The 16178-nt window shown below is 37.1% G+C and carries 21 protein-coding genes; 7 read left to right on the top strand and 14 right to left on the bottom strand.

Features of this window, described 5'->3' with window-relative positions; genetic code table 11:
* Positions 1-10: 10 nt before the first annotated feature.
* The 7 genes from lepB to HMPREF3177_RS05015 all read right to left on the bottom strand — a co-directional run bounded on the left by lepB (position 11) and on the right by HMPREF3177_RS05015 (position 5552).
* The gene (gene lepB / locus HMPREF3177_RS05045) at positions 11-544 is read right to left on the bottom strand and encodes a signal peptidase I (protein ID WP_070457411.1); all 534 of its coding nucleotides are present in this window, start codon (positions 542-544) and stop codon (positions 11-13) included.
* A 10-nt stretch (positions 545-554) separates the two neighbouring features.
* A complete protein-coding gene (locus HMPREF3177_RS05040; protein ID WP_070457409.1) occupies positions 555-1157 on the bottom strand; it encodes a TVP38/TMEM64 family protein in 603 nt (200 codons plus the stop codon).
* 118 nt (positions 1158-1275) lie between these two features.
* Positions 1276-2469: an ornithine--oxo-acid transaminase gene (locus HMPREF3177_RS05035; protein WP_040929361.1), complete on the bottom strand. Its 1194-nt coding sequence runs from the start codon at positions 2467-2469 to the stop codon at positions 1276-1278.
* A gap of 32 nt (positions 2470-2501) precedes the next feature.
* Positions 2502-4055 (bottom strand): L-glutamate gamma-semialdehyde dehydrogenase, encoded by a 1554-nt coding sequence (gene pruA / locus HMPREF3177_RS05030; protein WP_371327357.1) that lies wholly within the window; start codon positions 4053-4055, stop codon positions 2502-2504.
* A 164-nt stretch (positions 4056-4219) separates the two neighbouring features.
* Positions 4220-4603 carry a S1 domain-containing post-transcriptional regulator Ygs gene (gene ygs, locus HMPREF3177_RS05025; protein WP_040929362.1) on the bottom strand — a complete coding sequence of 128 codons (384 nt, stop codon included), beginning with the start codon at positions 4601-4603 and terminating at the stop codon, positions 4220-4222.
* A gap of 69 nt (positions 4604-4672) precedes the next feature.
* Positions 4673-4873, bottom strand: a complete 201-nt coding sequence (locus HMPREF3177_RS05020) for a hypothetical protein (protein ID WP_305778310.1) — start codon at positions 4871-4873, stop codon at positions 4673-4675.
* Positions 4874-4964: 91 nt separating this feature from the next.
* The gene (locus tag HMPREF3177_RS05015) at positions 4965-5552 is read right to left on the bottom strand and encodes a peptidylprolyl isomerase (protein WP_070457407.1); all 588 of its coding nucleotides are present in this window, start codon (positions 5550-5552) and stop codon (positions 4965-4967) included.
* Between the two features lie 155 nt (positions 5553-5707).
* Between HMPREF3177_RS05015 and HMPREF3177_RS05010 the strand changes: the two genes are divergently transcribed.
* From HMPREF3177_RS05010 to mnhG, 7 genes are read left to right on the top strand one after another with little or no spacing between them, the layout of a single operon-like run.
* On the top strand, positions 5708-8101 hold the full coding sequence (locus tag HMPREF3177_RS05010; protein ID WP_070457404.1) for a Na+/H+ antiporter subunit A: 2394 nt from the start codon (positions 5708-5710) through the stop codon (positions 8099-8101).
* Positions 8085-8552: a Na(+)/H(+) antiporter subunit B gene (locus HMPREF3177_RS05005; RefSeq protein WP_070457402.1), complete on the top strand. Its 468-nt coding sequence runs from the start codon at positions 8085-8087 to the stop codon at positions 8550-8552. The genes HMPREF3177_RS05010 and HMPREF3177_RS05005 overlap by 17 nt, the downstream gene beginning before the upstream one ends.
* Complete coding sequence (locus HMPREF3177_RS05000) at positions 8552-8893, top strand: Na(+)/H(+) antiporter subunit C (RefSeq protein ID WP_070457400.1); 342 nt, start codon at positions 8552-8554, stop codon at positions 8891-8893. Before HMPREF3177_RS05005 ends, HMPREF3177_RS05000 begins: the two co-directional genes overlap by 1 nt.
* Positions 8883-10376: a Na+/H+ antiporter subunit D gene (locus HMPREF3177_RS04995; RefSeq protein ID WP_068127758.1), complete on the top strand. Its 1494-nt coding sequence runs from the start codon at positions 8883-8885 to the stop codon at positions 10374-10376. Before HMPREF3177_RS05000 ends, HMPREF3177_RS04995 begins: the two co-directional genes overlap by 11 nt.
* Positions 10377-10856: a Na+/H+ antiporter subunit E gene (locus HMPREF3177_RS04990; protein ID WP_068127756.1), complete on the top strand. Its 480-nt coding sequence runs from the start codon at positions 10377-10379 to the stop codon at positions 10854-10856.
* A complete protein-coding gene (locus HMPREF3177_RS04985; RefSeq protein WP_070457398.1) occupies positions 10853-11152 on the top strand; it encodes a Na(+)/H(+) antiporter subunit F1 in 300 nt (99 codons plus the stop codon). The genes HMPREF3177_RS04990 and HMPREF3177_RS04985 overlap by 4 nt, the downstream gene beginning before the upstream one ends.
* Positions 11145-11546: a monovalent cation/H(+) antiporter subunit G gene (gene mnhG, locus HMPREF3177_RS04980; RefSeq protein WP_246827393.1), complete on the top strand. Its 402-nt coding sequence runs from the start codon at positions 11145-11147 to the stop codon at positions 11544-11546. The genes HMPREF3177_RS04985 and mnhG overlap by 8 nt, the downstream gene beginning before the upstream one ends.
* A gap of 81 nt (positions 11547-11627) precedes the next feature.
* Here mnhG and HMPREF3177_RS04975 read toward each other — a convergent pair whose 3' ends face one another.
* The 7 genes from HMPREF3177_RS04975 to HMPREF3177_RS04945 all read right to left on the bottom strand — a co-directional run bounded on the left by HMPREF3177_RS04975 (position 11628) and on the right by HMPREF3177_RS04945 (position 16153).
* Positions 11628-11852 carry a hypothetical protein gene (locus tag HMPREF3177_RS04975; RefSeq protein WP_070457396.1) on the bottom strand — a complete coding sequence of 75 codons (225 nt, stop codon included), beginning with the start codon at positions 11850-11852 and terminating at the stop codon, positions 11628-11630.
* Positions 11853-11983: 131 nt separating this feature from the next.
* Positions 11984-12346 carry a hotdog fold thioesterase gene (locus tag HMPREF3177_RS04970; RefSeq protein WP_068127746.1) on the bottom strand — a complete coding sequence of 121 codons (363 nt, stop codon included), beginning with the start codon at positions 12344-12346 and terminating at the stop codon, positions 11984-11986.
* Positions 12339-13805: a leucyl aminopeptidase family protein gene (locus HMPREF3177_RS04965; RefSeq protein ID WP_070457394.1), complete on the bottom strand. Its 1467-nt coding sequence runs from the start codon at positions 13803-13805 to the stop codon at positions 12339-12341. Before HMPREF3177_RS04965 ends, HMPREF3177_RS04970 begins: the two co-directional genes overlap by 8 nt.
* A gap of 10 nt (positions 13806-13815) precedes the next feature.
* Positions 13816-14133: a YuiB family protein gene (locus HMPREF3177_RS04960; protein WP_052327367.1), complete on the bottom strand. Its 318-nt coding sequence runs from the start codon at positions 14131-14133 to the stop codon at positions 13816-13818.
* A 57-nt stretch (positions 14134-14190) separates the two neighbouring features.
* Positions 14191-15402, bottom strand: coding sequence for an NAD(P)/FAD-dependent oxidoreductase (locus HMPREF3177_RS04955; RefSeq protein WP_070457392.1), 1212 nt, complete (start codon positions 15400-15402; stop codon positions 14191-14193).
* 96 nt (positions 15403-15498) lie between these two features.
* Complete coding sequence (locus HMPREF3177_RS04950; RefSeq protein ID WP_068127736.1) at positions 15499-15858, bottom strand: HesB/IscA family protein; 360 nt, start codon at positions 15856-15858, stop codon at positions 15499-15501.
* A gap of 31 nt (positions 15859-15889) precedes the next feature.
* The gene (locus tag HMPREF3177_RS04945) at positions 15890-16153 is read right to left on the bottom strand and encodes a DUF1450 domain-containing protein (RefSeq protein WP_068127732.1); all 264 of its coding nucleotides are present in this window, start codon (positions 16151-16153) and stop codon (positions 15890-15892) included.
* Between the last annotated feature and the right edge of the window lie 25 nt (positions 16154-16178).

Here is a 16178-nt window from a genome sequence, read left to right as displayed (position 1 = left end):
TACCTCCTAATTAATCAGAGAAATCATTCGATATTTCAGAAAATGGCCAAAATCTTAAGAATACTTTTCCGATAATTTGATCATCCTCTATGAGACCAAATTGCCTTGAGTCTTTACTTACTGGTCGGTTGTCTCCTAATACTAAATATTGGCCTTCAGGAATTTCACCATTGACACCGAGGTCTGATAACTCAAAGTTATCTAGATAAGAATCTCCTTTGTACGAAACATAACTTTCATCGATACGTTCACCGTTGACATAAACTTCTTTGTCGACCATTTTAACGTCGTCCCCTGGTACACCGATGACGCGTTTAATGTACGCTTCGCCTTCCTTATTATCAAATACGACAATGTCCCCATGTTCAACGTCATGCATCTTGTAAGATACTTTACTTACAAATACTCTATCTCCATCTATAAATGTTGGCGCCATGCTTGCACCATCAACGACAAATTGTGTGAGTAAAAATTGTCTCACTAAAAATACGACGACAAGGGCGACGACTATCGTCACAACCCATTCTCTAATTTCCTTTAACATACTGCCACTCCTAATTACTGTTCATTTTTCTATTTAAATAACGTTCATATAATTTTGATATCACATATAATACGACTAAAAATACAACTGATAATATAAGTCTCGTTGGTGATGTAAAAAATGTCGTTACATCGTGACCGACAATTGAAATCGATAGTATCATTATAAATTTTGCACCGATCAATATATACAAATAGACGCGTTTTTTTACGTTAGATACTCCAGCTATCACGTTGATAACAGATGAGGGAGTAAATGGTAATGACATTAATATAAATAAAAACGTAAACCCTCTTTTGTCAATGAATTCTCGCATCTTAATTAACGTTTTATGTTTATTAATATAGCGCGTTGCGGGTGTTTTTAAGAAGTTTCTAACGACTAGAAATACTGAATAACTCCCGATTACACTTCCTAAATAACTCATCAAAAATCCAATAAAAAAGCCATACGCGTTCGTATTTAATATGACGATAACGATCAGTGGTAAAAACGGTAAAAACGATTCTATAAAGACGAGTAATAAGCCGACGAAGATACCTAAGCCATCGAACGCTTCAAATATCTGCTCCAGCCCTTCTTTAGTTGTAAACAATTCGATATATTTCTGCATCGTTTCACCTACCGATTATCGTTTGTTATATTATAACACCTTTTAAATGATGAAGCCGTAGAGAGGCAACAAAAAAACTCCCATACACATATATGTATGAGAGTTTCGGCTTCTAGTATTATTTAGAAAGTACTTCTTTAATTTGTCCGATTGCCCAGTCCAAATCTTCTTTTTCGATAATTAGAGGTGGTGCAAAACGAATGACTGTGTCATGTGTTTCTTTACATAATAGTCCACGCTCTTTTAACGCTTCACAGTATGGTCTCGCATCTTCTGTTAGTTCCATACCGATGAATAATCCGCGTCCACGTACCTCTTTTATGATTGGGTTATCGATAGTTTTAAGTTCTGATTTCATGTACTCACCGAGTTCGTTTGAGCGCTCTGCAAGTTTTTCATCGAGTAAAACGTCGATTGCTGCAATAGATACTGCTGCTGCAAGTGGGTTACCACCGAATGTTGAACCGTGTGATCCAGGAGTCATTAACTCAAGTACTTCTTTGTCTCCAAGCACAACTGATACTGGTAATACTCCACCACCGAGTGCTTTTCCTAAGATGTACATGTCTGGTTTAACGTCTTCCCAGTCACATGCGAATAATTTACCACTACGGCCAAGTCCACATTGGATTTCGTCAGCGATCATGAGAACGTTGTTCTCATCACATAACTCACGAACTTCTTTTAAGAAGCCGTCACGTGGGATGTTAATACCTGATTCACCTTGAATCGGTTCTAAGATTACAGCAACTGTATTTTCATTAATTGCCGCTTTTAATGCGTCAATATCACCATAAGGTACAAGTGGGAAACCTGGTACTAATGGGTGGAAGCCGTCTTTATATGCTTCTTCACTTGAAAGTGAAATCGCACCTAACGTACGGCCATGGAAGTTACCATTCATACCGATGATTTCTTGTTTACCATCTTCGATACCTTTCACTTCTTTACCCCAACGACGTGCTGCTTTAATTGCAGATTCAACTGCCTCAGCACCAGTGTTCATAGGAATACCCATTTCTTTTCCAGAAATTTCGTTAAGTTTATCTAACCATTCACCTAAGTTGCTTGAATAGAACGCACGAGATCCAAGTGTTACTTTATCTGCTTGTTCTTTAAGTGCTTCGATAATTTTAGGGTGACGGTGACCTTGGTTTACTGCTGAATATGCTGAAAGCATATCTAAATACTTGTTACCTTCTGGGTCTTTTACCCATACACCTTCTGCCACGTCAACGACGATTGGCAGAGGTTTATATGTTGGTGCTGCTACTTTATCAGCAAGTTGAATGATATCTTTTGATTGTGTCATACTGACACCTCCTATTATAGAAATGAATTATATTAGAACATTTCTGAAGTTGTTTTACCTTGCATGTGGAGTAATAAGTAGTCTGGTCCACCTGCTTTAGAGTCTGTACCTGACATCTTGAATCCACCAAATGGCTGGTATCCAACGATTGCTGCCGTACAACCACGGTTGAAGTATAAGTTACCAACGTGGAAGTCACGACGTGCTTCTTCTAAATGTTCACGGTTGTTAGTGAATACTGCACCTGTTAAACCGTAGTCTGTGTTGTTTGCAAATTTGATTGCTTCAGTGAAGTCTTTAGCTGTTGCGAATCCGACAACTGGTCCAAAGATTTCTTCTCTCATCACTTGGTCATCGTGTTTAAGTCCAGAGAATACTGTTGGATAAACGAAGTGACCTGTTTCATTTTCGATTTTACCACCGATTTCAAGTTTACCTTCTTGTTTACCGATTTCGATGTACTTCTCGATTTTATCTAATGACGCTTGGTCAATAACTGGTCCCATGAAGATATCTTCAGATGGGTCACCAACTGTTAATTCTTTTGTTTTTTCTACTACTTTTGCAAGTAATTCATCATGTACGTCTTCAAGTGCAATTACACGTGAACATGCTGAACATTTTTGTCCAGAGAATCCGAATGCAGAGTTTACAATTGCATCTGCTGCTTCGTCTAGATCTACACCGCTGTCTACAACGATTGTGTCTTTACCACCCATCTCAGCGATTACACGTTTTAAGTTTACTTGTCCTTCGTGAACAACTGCTGCACGTTCATAAATACGTACACCAACGTCACGTGAACCAGTGAATGATACGAATGCAGTATCTTTATGGTCAACTAAGTAGTCACCAATTTCTCTTGATGAACCTGGGATGAAGTTGATTGCACCTTTTGGTAATCCAGCTTCTTCAAGAACTTCAACAAATTTGTACGCAACAACTGGCGTGTTTGAAGAAGGTTTTAATAATACTGTGTTACCTGAAACAAGTGCTGCAGCTGCAGTACCTGCCATGATTGCAAATGAGAAGTTCCAAGGTGAGATAACATATCCAACACCTAAAGGAATGTAATCGAAACGGTTGTATTCATTTGCACGTGATTGTACTGTTTTACCGTTCGCTAATTCTAAGTTTTGACGTCCGTAGTAGTTTAAGAAGTCGATTGCTTCAGCAACTTCTCCGTCCGCTTCTTTCCATGGTTTACCCGCTTCTTTCACTAAGTGACCAGTAAATTCTGCTTTTCTGTCGCGTACGATTTGTGCTGCTTTGAAAAGAATATCTGAACGCATTGAGAATGAAGTTTTTCTCCATGATTCAAATGTTTCTTTTGCAACTTCCATCGCTTGGTCTGCTTCTTTACGTGTCGCTTGTGAAACGTATCCGATGATTTCTGATTTGTTTGCTGGGTTGTATACCTCACTTTTATCTTCAGTGAAAATTCTTTCACCGTTAATAACTAATGGGAATTCTTGACCGAAGATCTTTTGAGCTTCTTTAATTCCCTCTTTAACCCATGCTTTGTTTTCTTCTTTCGTATAGTCCACGAATGGTTCGTGTCTATAGTGATTCATAGAGTAATCCATAAAAAAGTATCCTCCTAAAAATAGTTTATCTTCTATTATAATCTCACATTACTATATGAGTATTCAAGCTATTAGATAGTTTTGTATAAACTTACAAATCTATGTATTATTAGTTCGTTTTTTGTAAACTAAAAAAATAAAAGACTTAGCGCTTGCTAAGTCTTTTACCGGTCATACATTTGTTCTTTTGCCTCTTTAATCCAAATAGGCATACGTTGTCGTAGGGAGTCAAAACCGTATTTTTCGGTTTGTTCAATCGTATCTAATATCGATTTTTCTGCCTTTTTCTTACACTTTTGCTTGAAGTATTCATTCTCTTTTAAGGTCAGATTTAATTTCCCATCCCTATCGTTCACTGCTAAAATTTTGCACTTTACAATCTGCCCTTTTGAAAGATAATGATGGATATTTTGTACGAAGTTGTCCATCACTTCTGAAATATGGATAAGTCCTTCTACACCATCCATCGTTTTGACAAAAGCACCGTATGGCCGAACGTTTGTTACTTTTACTTTAACAAATTGACCTGCTCGGTAGTGTTTTGTCACGAAAAAACCCCACTTCTATAACACTATTGTATAATAGCATATTTTAAGTGAGGCTTCCATTTATTCTATCTATTTATGATGATCGTCATGCACGTCTGAATTTATTTTATTTAAAACTTCTTGTTCGAACTCTTGTGCACGTTGTTCTTGCTTTTTTGAATATTTTCGAATTAATACGAACGCTACATACGCTAATACGATACAAACAACGAGCGTAATAATTCCAGGAATATATTCAGTTTTATCTTCAGGGAAATAAAGAAATTCCATCATAAGTCATTCACACACCTTTACCTTATTAGTATAACAAATTATGCGGATTTTCCTACGATGAAATTCTGACAATTATTTGTCGACTGAATTATAAAACTTCAATCGTTTCGATAACGATGTCCTCTACTGGTTTATCCATTGGACCAGTTGTTACACTTGCGATATCATCGACAACGTTCATTCCTTCGATCACTTGACCGAAAACAGTGTGGCGGTTATCTAACCATGGTGTTCCACCGAGGTCAGCATACGTTTTAATTACCTCTTCAGGATATCCAGCACCTTCTAATTGACCGAGCATGTTCATCGGAACACGAATCGCTTCTACGATGAAAAACTGTGAGCCGTTCGTGTTTGGTCCACGGTTTGCCATTGATAACGCACCACGGAAGTTAAATAACTCTTCGTGGAACTCATCTTCGAAGTCCTCATCCCAAATACTTACTCCACCCATACCAGTACCTGTAGGGTCTCCACCTTGAATCATGAAATCTTTAATAATTCTGTGGAAAATTTGACCATCGTAATAGCCGTTTTTAGCATGTGTGACGAAGTTTTCTACAGTTTTCGGTGCTTTATCTGCAAATAGTCGAACTGTAATGTCACCTTTATTTGTTTTAATAACGACACTTTGTTCGTTTTCTAATACTGTTTTGTCCATTTGTGAAAATGCCATTGATCTTTCCTCCAATATTTCAACATTACTTAAATTGTTGTATGATTAAACTTCATTTTGTTCCAACAGTCATTATAGAACATATCGTGTTCATTTAAAACCGATATTAATTCATGTATAATAAAGTCATATAATTGTGAGAAGGAGGTTATGGTGTGACGTTATTACATTTTTTAATATTACTACCATTAATAGCAGCTGTTATTATACCGGTAGTGTATAAATATCAAAAAGACATCCATCTCGGATGGTTTGTACTACCAGTACCATTCGTTATCGTGTCTTATTTATTTACGTTAATACCAACTGTAAAAAGTGGGTCAAACATCTACTACACGTTAAACTTTATGCCAAAAATCGGCATGAACTTCGATGTATACATAGATGGCCTTGGATTACTTTTTGCCATTTTGATATCTGGAATTGGAACGTTAGTCGTTCTATATTCGATTGGATATCTTTCAAAAGATGAAAAACTCGGTAACTTTTACGTCTACCTCTTAATGTTCATGGCAGCGATGCTCGGTGTTGTGACAATTGATAACGTTTTAATGTTATATATGTTTTGGGAGTTGACGTCGATCTCGAGTTTCTTACTCATCGCGTTTTGGACGACAAAAGAACGTTCAACTTACGGCGCTCAAAAATCGATGTTAATTACGATGTTCGGTGGTTTTATGATGCTCGGTGGTTTCATTTTACTTAGCATTATTACGGAAACATTTAGCATTCGAGAAATGATTGCTTCATCAGATGTGATCGCATCAAGTGGTGTTGGAGTCATTGCACTCGTGTTAATTTTACTCGGTGCATTTACAAAATCAGCTCAGTTTCCGTTTTATATTTGGTTACCTGATGCAATGGAAGCACCAACTCCAGTCAGTGCTTATTTACACTCTGCAACGATGGTTAAAGCAGGGCTATATTTAGTTGCGCGCTTTACACCAGTGTTTATGTGGAGCTTAACGTGGGTCAATACGATTTTAATTATCGGACTCATTACACTCGCATGGGCATCATTTAACGCAGTCGTTAAAGATGATATGAAAGCAGTACTCGCATTTTCTACCGTGTCTCAACTCGGTTTAATTATGTCATTACTCGGGCTTGGAGCTTTAGCTGTCACTGCTGGTTTTAATGAAGAAATATTTACAGTCGCAGTCATTGCTGCAGTATTTCATATTATTAACCACGCGACGTTTAAAGGTGCGCTATTCATGGTGACAGGGATTGTCGATCACCAAACAGGTACGCGTAGCATTAAACGACTCGGTGCGTTGATGACGATTATGCCAATCAGTTTTACAATTACGTTAATTACTGCATTTTCTATGGCAGGACTTCCGCCATTTAATGGATTTTTATCTAAAGAAATGTTCTTAGAAGCGATGTTTGAAATTTCTCAGTCGAACATCACTATATTAAGTACGATTAGTGTTTTATTCCCATTACTTGCGATTCTCGGAAGTATATTTACTTTCGTCTATTCGATGAAATTAATATTTGGGGTATTTACTGGAGAATCATTTGATACTCCAAAAGAACCTTCTGAAGCACCGATGCTGATGTTAATTTCACCAGTTATTTTAGCTTCGCTCGTCGTCATTATCGGCTTATTCCCGAACATTTTATCGAATACGATTATTAGTCCAGCGGCCAGTGCAATTTTAGATCGTCAAAATTTTGTCGACGTATCGATTAGTTTTTGGCACGGTGTAACACCTGCTTTACTCTCTACGATTTTAATCGTCTTAGTCGGAGCACTACTCTACTACTTTAGAGAAAGCTGGATGTTTATTTACGATTATATTAAGGAGCGTTTTACGTTAAATAACTTCTATGACCAGTCACTCGTAAACAGTACAAAATACTCTAACAAAGTAACGAATACATTATCTACAGGATTTTTAAGAACATACCTACTGTATATATTCGGCTTCTTAACAATTTTTAGTATCGTTACGATGTTTAGAACTGGTTTAAATTTAAGTCTTACAGATCTTGCACCTATAGGAATTCAAGAAGTGATTCTAATTGTTGTTATATTAGTCTCACTCGGAATTATTATGATTACAAAATCTCGTATGGTCAGTATTATTATGCTCGGTGCAGTTGGATTTAGTATGGCGTTATTCTTCGTATTCTTTAGAGCGCCGGACTTAGCATTAACTCAACTCGCGATTGAAACTGTAACGACGACTCTATTCTTAGTATGTTTCTATCACTTACCTAAAGTGAGTAAGTTACCAGAAACACGTCAGTTTAAATTAACGAACTTAATCGTTGCAGTAATGGTCGGAGCAGTTTCGATTTTAATTGGGTTATCTGCATACAGTCATCGTATATTCGAATCGATTTCTGAATATCATATCGAACACGTATATGACTTAGCTGCAGGTAAAAATATGGTAAACGTTATTCTCGTTGACTTCCGTGGTTACGATACTGTGTTTGAAACAGTGGTATTCGCAATCGCCGGAATCGGTATTTACATTTTAATGAGAATGACAAGCCTAAGAAAGGATGATGAAAATGAAGAGCACACTTAAAAGAGCCGGCTATAAGGCACTCCATCGACAAATGAACGATGTGCATTTACAGTACATCTCTAAAGTTGCGTTTTTCATCATCACGATGTTTAGTTTGAACTTATTCTTTGCAGGGCACTATACGCCAGGTGGAGGATTCGTCGGTGGATTACTCATGAGTTCAGCAGTGCTACTCTTACTGATTGCTTATGATGTAAAGACGTTAAAGAAGATGCTACCGATTCCGTTAAAATTATTAATATCACTCGGGTTACTGTTCGCTATTGGAGTCCCGTTCTTATTAATGATGTTCGGTAATCCGTTCTTTACACATGCTTTAACAGATGTTTACATTCCATTATTAGGTGACGTGCATATCCACTCTGCAGTGTTCTTTGACCTCGGTGTCTTTTTAGTCGTATTCGGGGCAACGATACTCATTTTAATCGCAGTTGGAGGGGTGAAGGATTAATGGAATTTTTAATGATTATTCTTTCAGGTGTACTCATCGGATGTGCGACGTACTTAATCCTCTCTAAAGGTGTGTTAAGAATTATTATCGGTATTTCGGTATTATCCCACGGTGTTCACCTTATGTTACTCACGATGGGACAGTTAAAGCGCGGAAACGTTCCTATTCTAGATGAACGTGTCGAAGTGTATACCGATCCGTTACCACAAGCGATGATTCTTACAGCAATCGTTATATCGTTTGCACTGACTGCTTATAGTCTAGTGCTTGCGTTAAACAACTATAAAGTACTCGGTACAGATGATACTGAAGACATGAAAGGAAGAGACGATGGTTATTAACTTATTACTTATATTGCCATTAGTCATTCCAGGTCTTGCTGCGGTGATTATGTTACTCGTCGGTAGAAACCCTGTGTTACACCGAGCAATCACAACACTCGCAAGTATCTTAATGGTAATTTTTTCAATAGTAATTGTACAGCGTATATATACAGATGGTGTGTTAGTTACAAATATTGGTAACTGGCCTGCACCATTTGGAATTACAGTCGTTTACGATATGTTAAGTGCTTTACTCGTATTAACGACATCGATCATACTGTTTTTCGTTACAGTCTATTCGTTCCAATCGATTGGCGTTAATAACGAACGTTATTTCTATTATCCAATGATGTTATTTATGATCATGGGTGTAAACGGCGCGTTTACTACTGGAGATATTTTCAACATGTTTGTATTCTTCGAAGTGTTTTTAATCGCGTCATATGTATTACTTACAATTGGTAGTAGTACGATTCAGTTACGAGAAGGCTTTAAATATTTAGTCGTTAATATTATTTCATCGAACTTTTTAGTACTTGGAATTGGATTTTTATATTCTGTTGTTGGTAGTTTAAACATGGCAGATATCCACGTGAAGCTATCTAATTATGACGGTAATTTAACGGTCATTACGTTAATCGGTGTCGTTATTATGTTTGTATTCTTAACTAAAGCAGCGGTATTCCCGCTCTACTTCTGGTTACCAGATTCATATAACGCACCACCAATCCCAATACTTGCAGCGTTCGGTGCATTACTGACAAAAGTCGGTGTGTACGCACTCATGCGTACGTACAGTCTATTTTTCAATTTAGACTATAGCTATATTAGTACTGTTTTACTCGTCTTATCGATCTTAACGATTATTATCGGATGTATTGGTGCGATTTCAACGTACGACATGAAGATGGTCATCATCTATAACATTATGATTGCGATTGGGTTTATTATCTCAGCTGTCGCAATGCTCGATTTAGATGGTATGATCGGTAGTATTTACTACCTCATTCATGACATGATTATTAAAACAGCGTTATTCTTACTCGTTGGTTTTATCATTTATAGAACTGGTAAACATAACGCAAAAGATATACACGGCTTAATGTCAGTTCACCCAGTCGTTGGTTGGACATTCTTCTTAGCAGGATTATCACTTGCAGGAGTTCCACCATTCCCTGGTTTTTTCGGTAAAGTGTATATCGTGAAATCATTATTTATAAATGAACACTATATTTCAGGCGTCATTATTTTATTCTCTAGTTTAGTGATTCTATACAGTATTATGAGAGTATTTATACACGTGTTCTTCGGTGAACACGCTGTAGAAGAAGAGTTAAAACCAATGAAGACTGATAAACTGCTCTTTAGTGCGGTTGGACTCGTTATCGTATCCATCGTATTCGGTTTAAGTGCAGATTTCTTATATCCATACTTTGAAATGGCTGCACAAGCACTCGCAGATCCGTTTGTTTACTCAGAATATATTATGGGGGTGGAGTAAATGGCAATACAAGTATTACTCAATTTCTTACTCGCATTCCTTTGGGCGTTTATGAACAACAGTTTTACAGTGAGCACTCTCGTGATGGGGTATTTAATGGGGCTAATTGCCGTATCCATATTACGTAACTTCTTACCAGGTACGTTTTACCTCATCCGCGTATGGAGAATTGTTAAGTTATTCTTCGTATTCGTTTATGAGTTACTCGTTGCAAACATCGAAGTTGTAAAAATCGTCCTTCAACCAAAAATGAACGTATACCCTGGATTCTATGCGTATCCGTGTGATTTACAAAAGGATTGGGAAGTCGTACTTCTATCTTCTCTTATCACGTTAACACCAGGTACAGTCGTCGTTGCAATTAGTGATGACTTTAAGACGCTATATATCCACGGGGTAAACTTAGTCGATGCCGATAAAGAAATCGAGGCTATTAAAAACTCATTTGAACGTCTCATTAAAGAGGTGGGTCGTCCATGATTTCATTTTTACAAGTCATATTCATTATCGCAATTATTGGAATGGCAGTCGCGCTCGTTATCGCATCGTATAGAATTATTAAAGGACCGACGTTACACGATAAAATCGTAGCGTTAGATGCGTTTGGAGTTATGTTAATGGGAACAATCGGGATTTTCTCAGTCCTACTTGACACTCCGTACTTAATCGTTGTAATTATGATTATCGGTATGCTCGGTGCTGTCGGTACAATCGCAATGGCGAAGTTTTTAGAGAAAGGATGGGTGATCGATCATGATAGAGATCCTGATGACTAGTATCGTAACGATACTCGTATTAAGTGGGGTATTCTTTTCAATCGTTGCAGGAATCGGTATCGTGAGACTTCCGGACATGTACTCACGACTCCACGCAGCAAGTAAAAGTTCAACACTCGGTGTATCACTCGTTCTACTCGCTGTTTTCTTATACTTTTGGTATTTTGAAGAGCGATTTGAAATCACATTGCTACTCGCACTCGTATTCATTTACATCATTGCACCAACAGGTGCACATATGCTTGCAAGAAGTGCCTTCCACTCAGATGTAGAGCCGTATAAACTAACAATCTTAAACGAATTACGACGTGACGAACTTGGATACGAAGAACTCACAGAAGAAGATAAATTAAAAATTGAACAACGTAAAAAAGAGCAAGAACTTGATGAATAACAAAACGCCCATTCTAGAAGGCTAGAATGGGCGTATTTTTGTGGATTGAATTTTGGGTTTATATCATTTCTGTTAAATATCTCATCGAGCTACCAATTCTTTAAAAATTTCATCATCTTCAGTTAAAATTTCATTTATCAAGTTTAAATCTAAATTGTTTTTCTTAACTTCTAATGATATTTTATCGTTATCTTCAATGAATTGAATTGTATCATTTACATTAACATCTAAGGCTTTTAAAACATTCTCTGGGATTTCTACATTAATAACTTTATTATTAATTTTGAGTTCGCTTAAAACTTTCATACAAATCACCTCATGTTCTATTTATATAAAAATGTTGTTTTAATATTATACCATGAAGATAATTATTATTAATTAATTTCACCTTACAAAATACCTCCCTAAACCTATTTTTGATTTAGAGAGGTATAAGTTTACTTCATATTCGTCAAAGTCATTCGTCCAACTGCTGTGATTTTTCCTTCATCGTTTATAATTTCTGCTGTCCAAACTTGTGTTGTTCTACCGATATGAACTGGTACTGCTGTTGTTGTCAGTTTACCTGATGATACAGGTCGAATATGGTTGACGTTGATTTCAACGCCAGCTGCATATCCTTCTTCAACGTTTTCAGTACCACCAAGTGACGCTGCTGTTTCGATTAAGACAGCATTCATACCACCGTGTACGATACCAAATGGTTGGTGCATTTCTTCAGTAATATCGACTTCAATGACCGCACGTTTCTTATTTAACTCAATGATTTCGATGTTAAATGCTTCTAGTAAATTAGTCATACATAGAACCGTCTAAAATGTAGTCAACGACTGTACGGATCATTACACCACTCGCAGCTTTTGGACCATATGCATTTTGTTTTGCAAACTGCGATGTACCAGCGATATCAAAGTGTAACCACGGATAATCTTCAGTAAACTGATTAATAAATGCCGCTGCAAACGATGCACCGCCGTATGGACGTAAGTTACTGTTTAAAATATCTGCAACTTCTGTTTCTTTTACTGCCGCTTCATCGGATTCATCCATCGGTAAGTGCCATAACTTTTCGCCGACTTTTTCTGATGATTTTAAAACGTCTTCTAAGTATTGTCTACTTTGGTTTGTAAATAAACCTGTACGTGACTCTCCGAGTGCTCCGATTACAGCTCCAGTGAGTGTCGCAAAGTCCATAATTACAACTGGTTTATGTGTAATTGCTTCAGTAACCGCATCCCCAAGAACGAGACGTCCTTCTGCATCTGTATTTGTAATTTCAACGCTTAACCCGTTTTTAGCGATGACGACGTCATCTGGACGGTTTGCATTGCCTTTTACCATATTTTCAGCGAGCGCAAGTACCGCTACAACATTCACTTCACGTTTTTGATCGACGAGTGTCTTCATCATACCAAGTACGTTTGCTGCTCCACTCATATCGTATTTCATCGACACCATGCCTGTACGTGGTTTTAATGAATAACCACCTGAATCGTAAGTGATTCCTTTACCGACAAGTGCAACAGGCGCTTTATCACTATTTTTATACTCAATCGTAACGAGTCTTGGTTTTCTCTCAGAACCGTCACCGACTGAATGAAGGAGACCATAGCCTTCTTCTTTAAGTGTTTTGTCGTCTTTTACTGAAATTGTAACGTTGTCTTTTCCAGAAAATTCTTTTTCAATTAACTCGACAAGTGATTCTGGATATAGTACGTTTGGAGGCATTTCGCTTAAGTTACGACTGAAGTTCATCGCCTCTCCAGCTTGTTGACCTTCTTTCAGTTTGTCTTCATTTACGTCTTTATTAAAAGATAACGTTAACTCATAAGGTTTAAAATCTTTTTTATAGTTGAACGGCTCGTATACACTAATTTCACCCATTAAGCCGACGTCGTATAAAAAATCGTCGTCTGAACTAAATGAGTCAACGTATAGATACGCATCTGTTACTTTATCTTTTTTAAGTGCTTGTAATACTGTACCGAACGCTTCTTGAAGCTTTAATTGTGTTAAGTCTTCTGATTTACCGAGACCAACTGTATATACTTTTCTTACGTTTGTTTGTAACACTGCACTCGATGATTCGATTTTTTTGAATTTTGACTGGATGACTCCAGCATCGACGTAGGATTTAAAGTTCCCATTAAATAATGCATCGAGTTCTTCGAAGTTTGAGTCGTTTTCAAAGTCTTCTTTTACACCGATGATTATTGCTTTGTTGTTGTCGTTTAAATTACTTTCAAAATTGTACTTCATATACTCACTCCTAGAACATTTGATAGCCAAGCTTACGTAAGTAGCGTATTGTTAATCCGGCTAATATAATACCGATAAAACCACTTAATAATATAATCACGTCAAAAATTTGGACGTTAATAATATTACTCCACGCTTCTTTAAATGCAGTGTTTGGCGATTTTATGTACTCTACCGTATCAATTCTGTCGATGATTAAAACAACGATAACAGGATAAACAACAGCCATAATCCACGTCATTTTTAAAATCATATTTAATATAAAACTAATACCGTAAAAGAGTACGAAATATAAAATGATAGATATAAATACTTGAACGATATTCACCGTTACACCTCTATTAAAAAAGCATGGGTATGATCAATACTCATGCTTAAAATTTTCTTACAAGAATTTACCTTTTGTGAATCCTAGTACTGGTCCACCAATTTTAGCGACTGCACGTGTATCGATTACTTTCTTCATAAATGCAGCTGATTTACCTTTAATTTCTTTACCATAAACGACACCGATACCGTTTTTAGCACCTAATGAACAAACTGTTCCTTTATCGTCATATACGAATGGTTCAACTTTTTTACCACGTAATTTTGCAGCGATAATTTTTGCAGTGTGTTCACCAAGTTGCATCGCAATTTGTGCTGTCGTTGGATATGGACGTGCGTTTTCGCCTGTTCCGTTCATAACCGCTGAAACGTCACCGATTGCGTATACGTTGTCGTATCCTTCGATTGTTAAGTCATCGTTAACGATGATTCTACCGCGCATAACGCCGTCGAAGTTTTCTTCCATTAACTTGTTACCACGAACCCCTGCAGTCCAGATTCTGTTGTTTGCTTTAACTGTTTCTTCTTTATCGTTAATTTTAACGACGAATCCTTCTTCGTTTGCAGCAACGATTGGTGTTCCGAGTAAGAACTTAACGCCTTTACTTTCTAAGTACTTTTTAGCGTAACCGCTGAGATCTTCACTGAACATCGGTAACATTGAAGGCATTGCTTCTACACACGTAATGCTTACGTCGTCGTAGTTAATACCTAAGTTGTCACATAAGATTGGAAGTGAATCTACTAATTCACCGAGGTACTCAATACCTGTGAATCCTGCACCACCAACTACGATTGCTAAGTCATTTTTATCTTTAGACTCTAAGTAGTTGTTGAAGTTCTTTTCAACTAATGCACGTGCTTTAAGTGCAGTTTGTGGGCTCGTAATTGATTCGGCATGTTCAGCCATTCCTTCAATTCCGAATGTTTCTGATTCGAAACCTAATGCAACGATTAAAATGTCATACTCGACATTTCCTTTTGTCGTTTCAACTACTTGGCTGTCTTTATCGATTTTTGTTACTTCAGCAACAACGAAGTTTGTTTTCATGTTGTCTACAACTTTATTAATTGGGTAAACGCCGTCTTCCCAGTTAATCGTACCTGCAGCTGTTTCATGTAACCATGTTGCTTCGTAGTGGTACTCATTTTTATTGATTAAAGTAATATCTGCTTCAGATAAACCTAATTCTTTTTGAAGACCAACTAATGCGCTAAGACCCGCGTATCCTCCACCGAGGATTACAATTTTCTTTCTTTCGAAACTCATCACTACATCTCCTAAATTTTTATAATATAAAAACGCTAATATATATAACATAATATTAGCGTTTCCAAGCATATATTTCAAGCATTCCCTAACAATTTAACATTGTTCTGGAGTGCCTTTATTTGTTTTTGTTCTAAATGATGCTCCGCATCCACATGCAACGCTCGCTAGAGGGTTATCAATCGTGAATCCACCACCGAGTAACGACTCTTTAAAATCGATTGTCGTACCATCGACGACACCGATATCAAACTTATCCACTAACACGCTCACTCCGTGATGTGTAAATACTAAATCACGCTCAGTAGGTTCTTCTTCAGCAGCCATACCATACGTTAGACCCGTACAACCGCCACCCTCAACTTTAAAACGTAAATAGCCGTCTTGCATGTTATTATCTTCTAACATCGTTCTTACTTTATCTGCAGCAGCTTTTGTTAATGTCACTCGACTCATTTTTGTCACCTCTCTAATTCACTTATCTTTATTATAATGAATCTTTGATATAATCAAAAATATCTGGCTCGTCATCTTTTTTTAATTGTTCTAATACACGAACGAGTAGTTGTTCATCTGTCTTTGCCGCAACGCGTTTTCCTTCTACGATACAAAACGCAGTCCGACTACATACACCACAATCATTCGTGCATTCGTAATCCATAACGTCCACATCGTCTTTATCCATTAAGTGTTCGTAGGTGTGTTTAGACGTTTTTTCAATGTTTGATCGGCAAAATTCTACGAGTTTCATATGATCACCATAAAAATAAAAACTA

Origin of the sequence: Nosocomiicoccus sp. HMSC09A07, from assembly GCF_001808485.1 — a bacterium.
Lineage (GTDB): Bacteria > Bacillota > Bacilli > Staphylococcales > Salinicoccaceae > Nosocomiicoccus > Nosocomiicoccus ampullae_A.
Note: the sequence above shows the minus strand (reverse complement) of the source record. Positions and strands in the feature narration are given on the sequence as shown.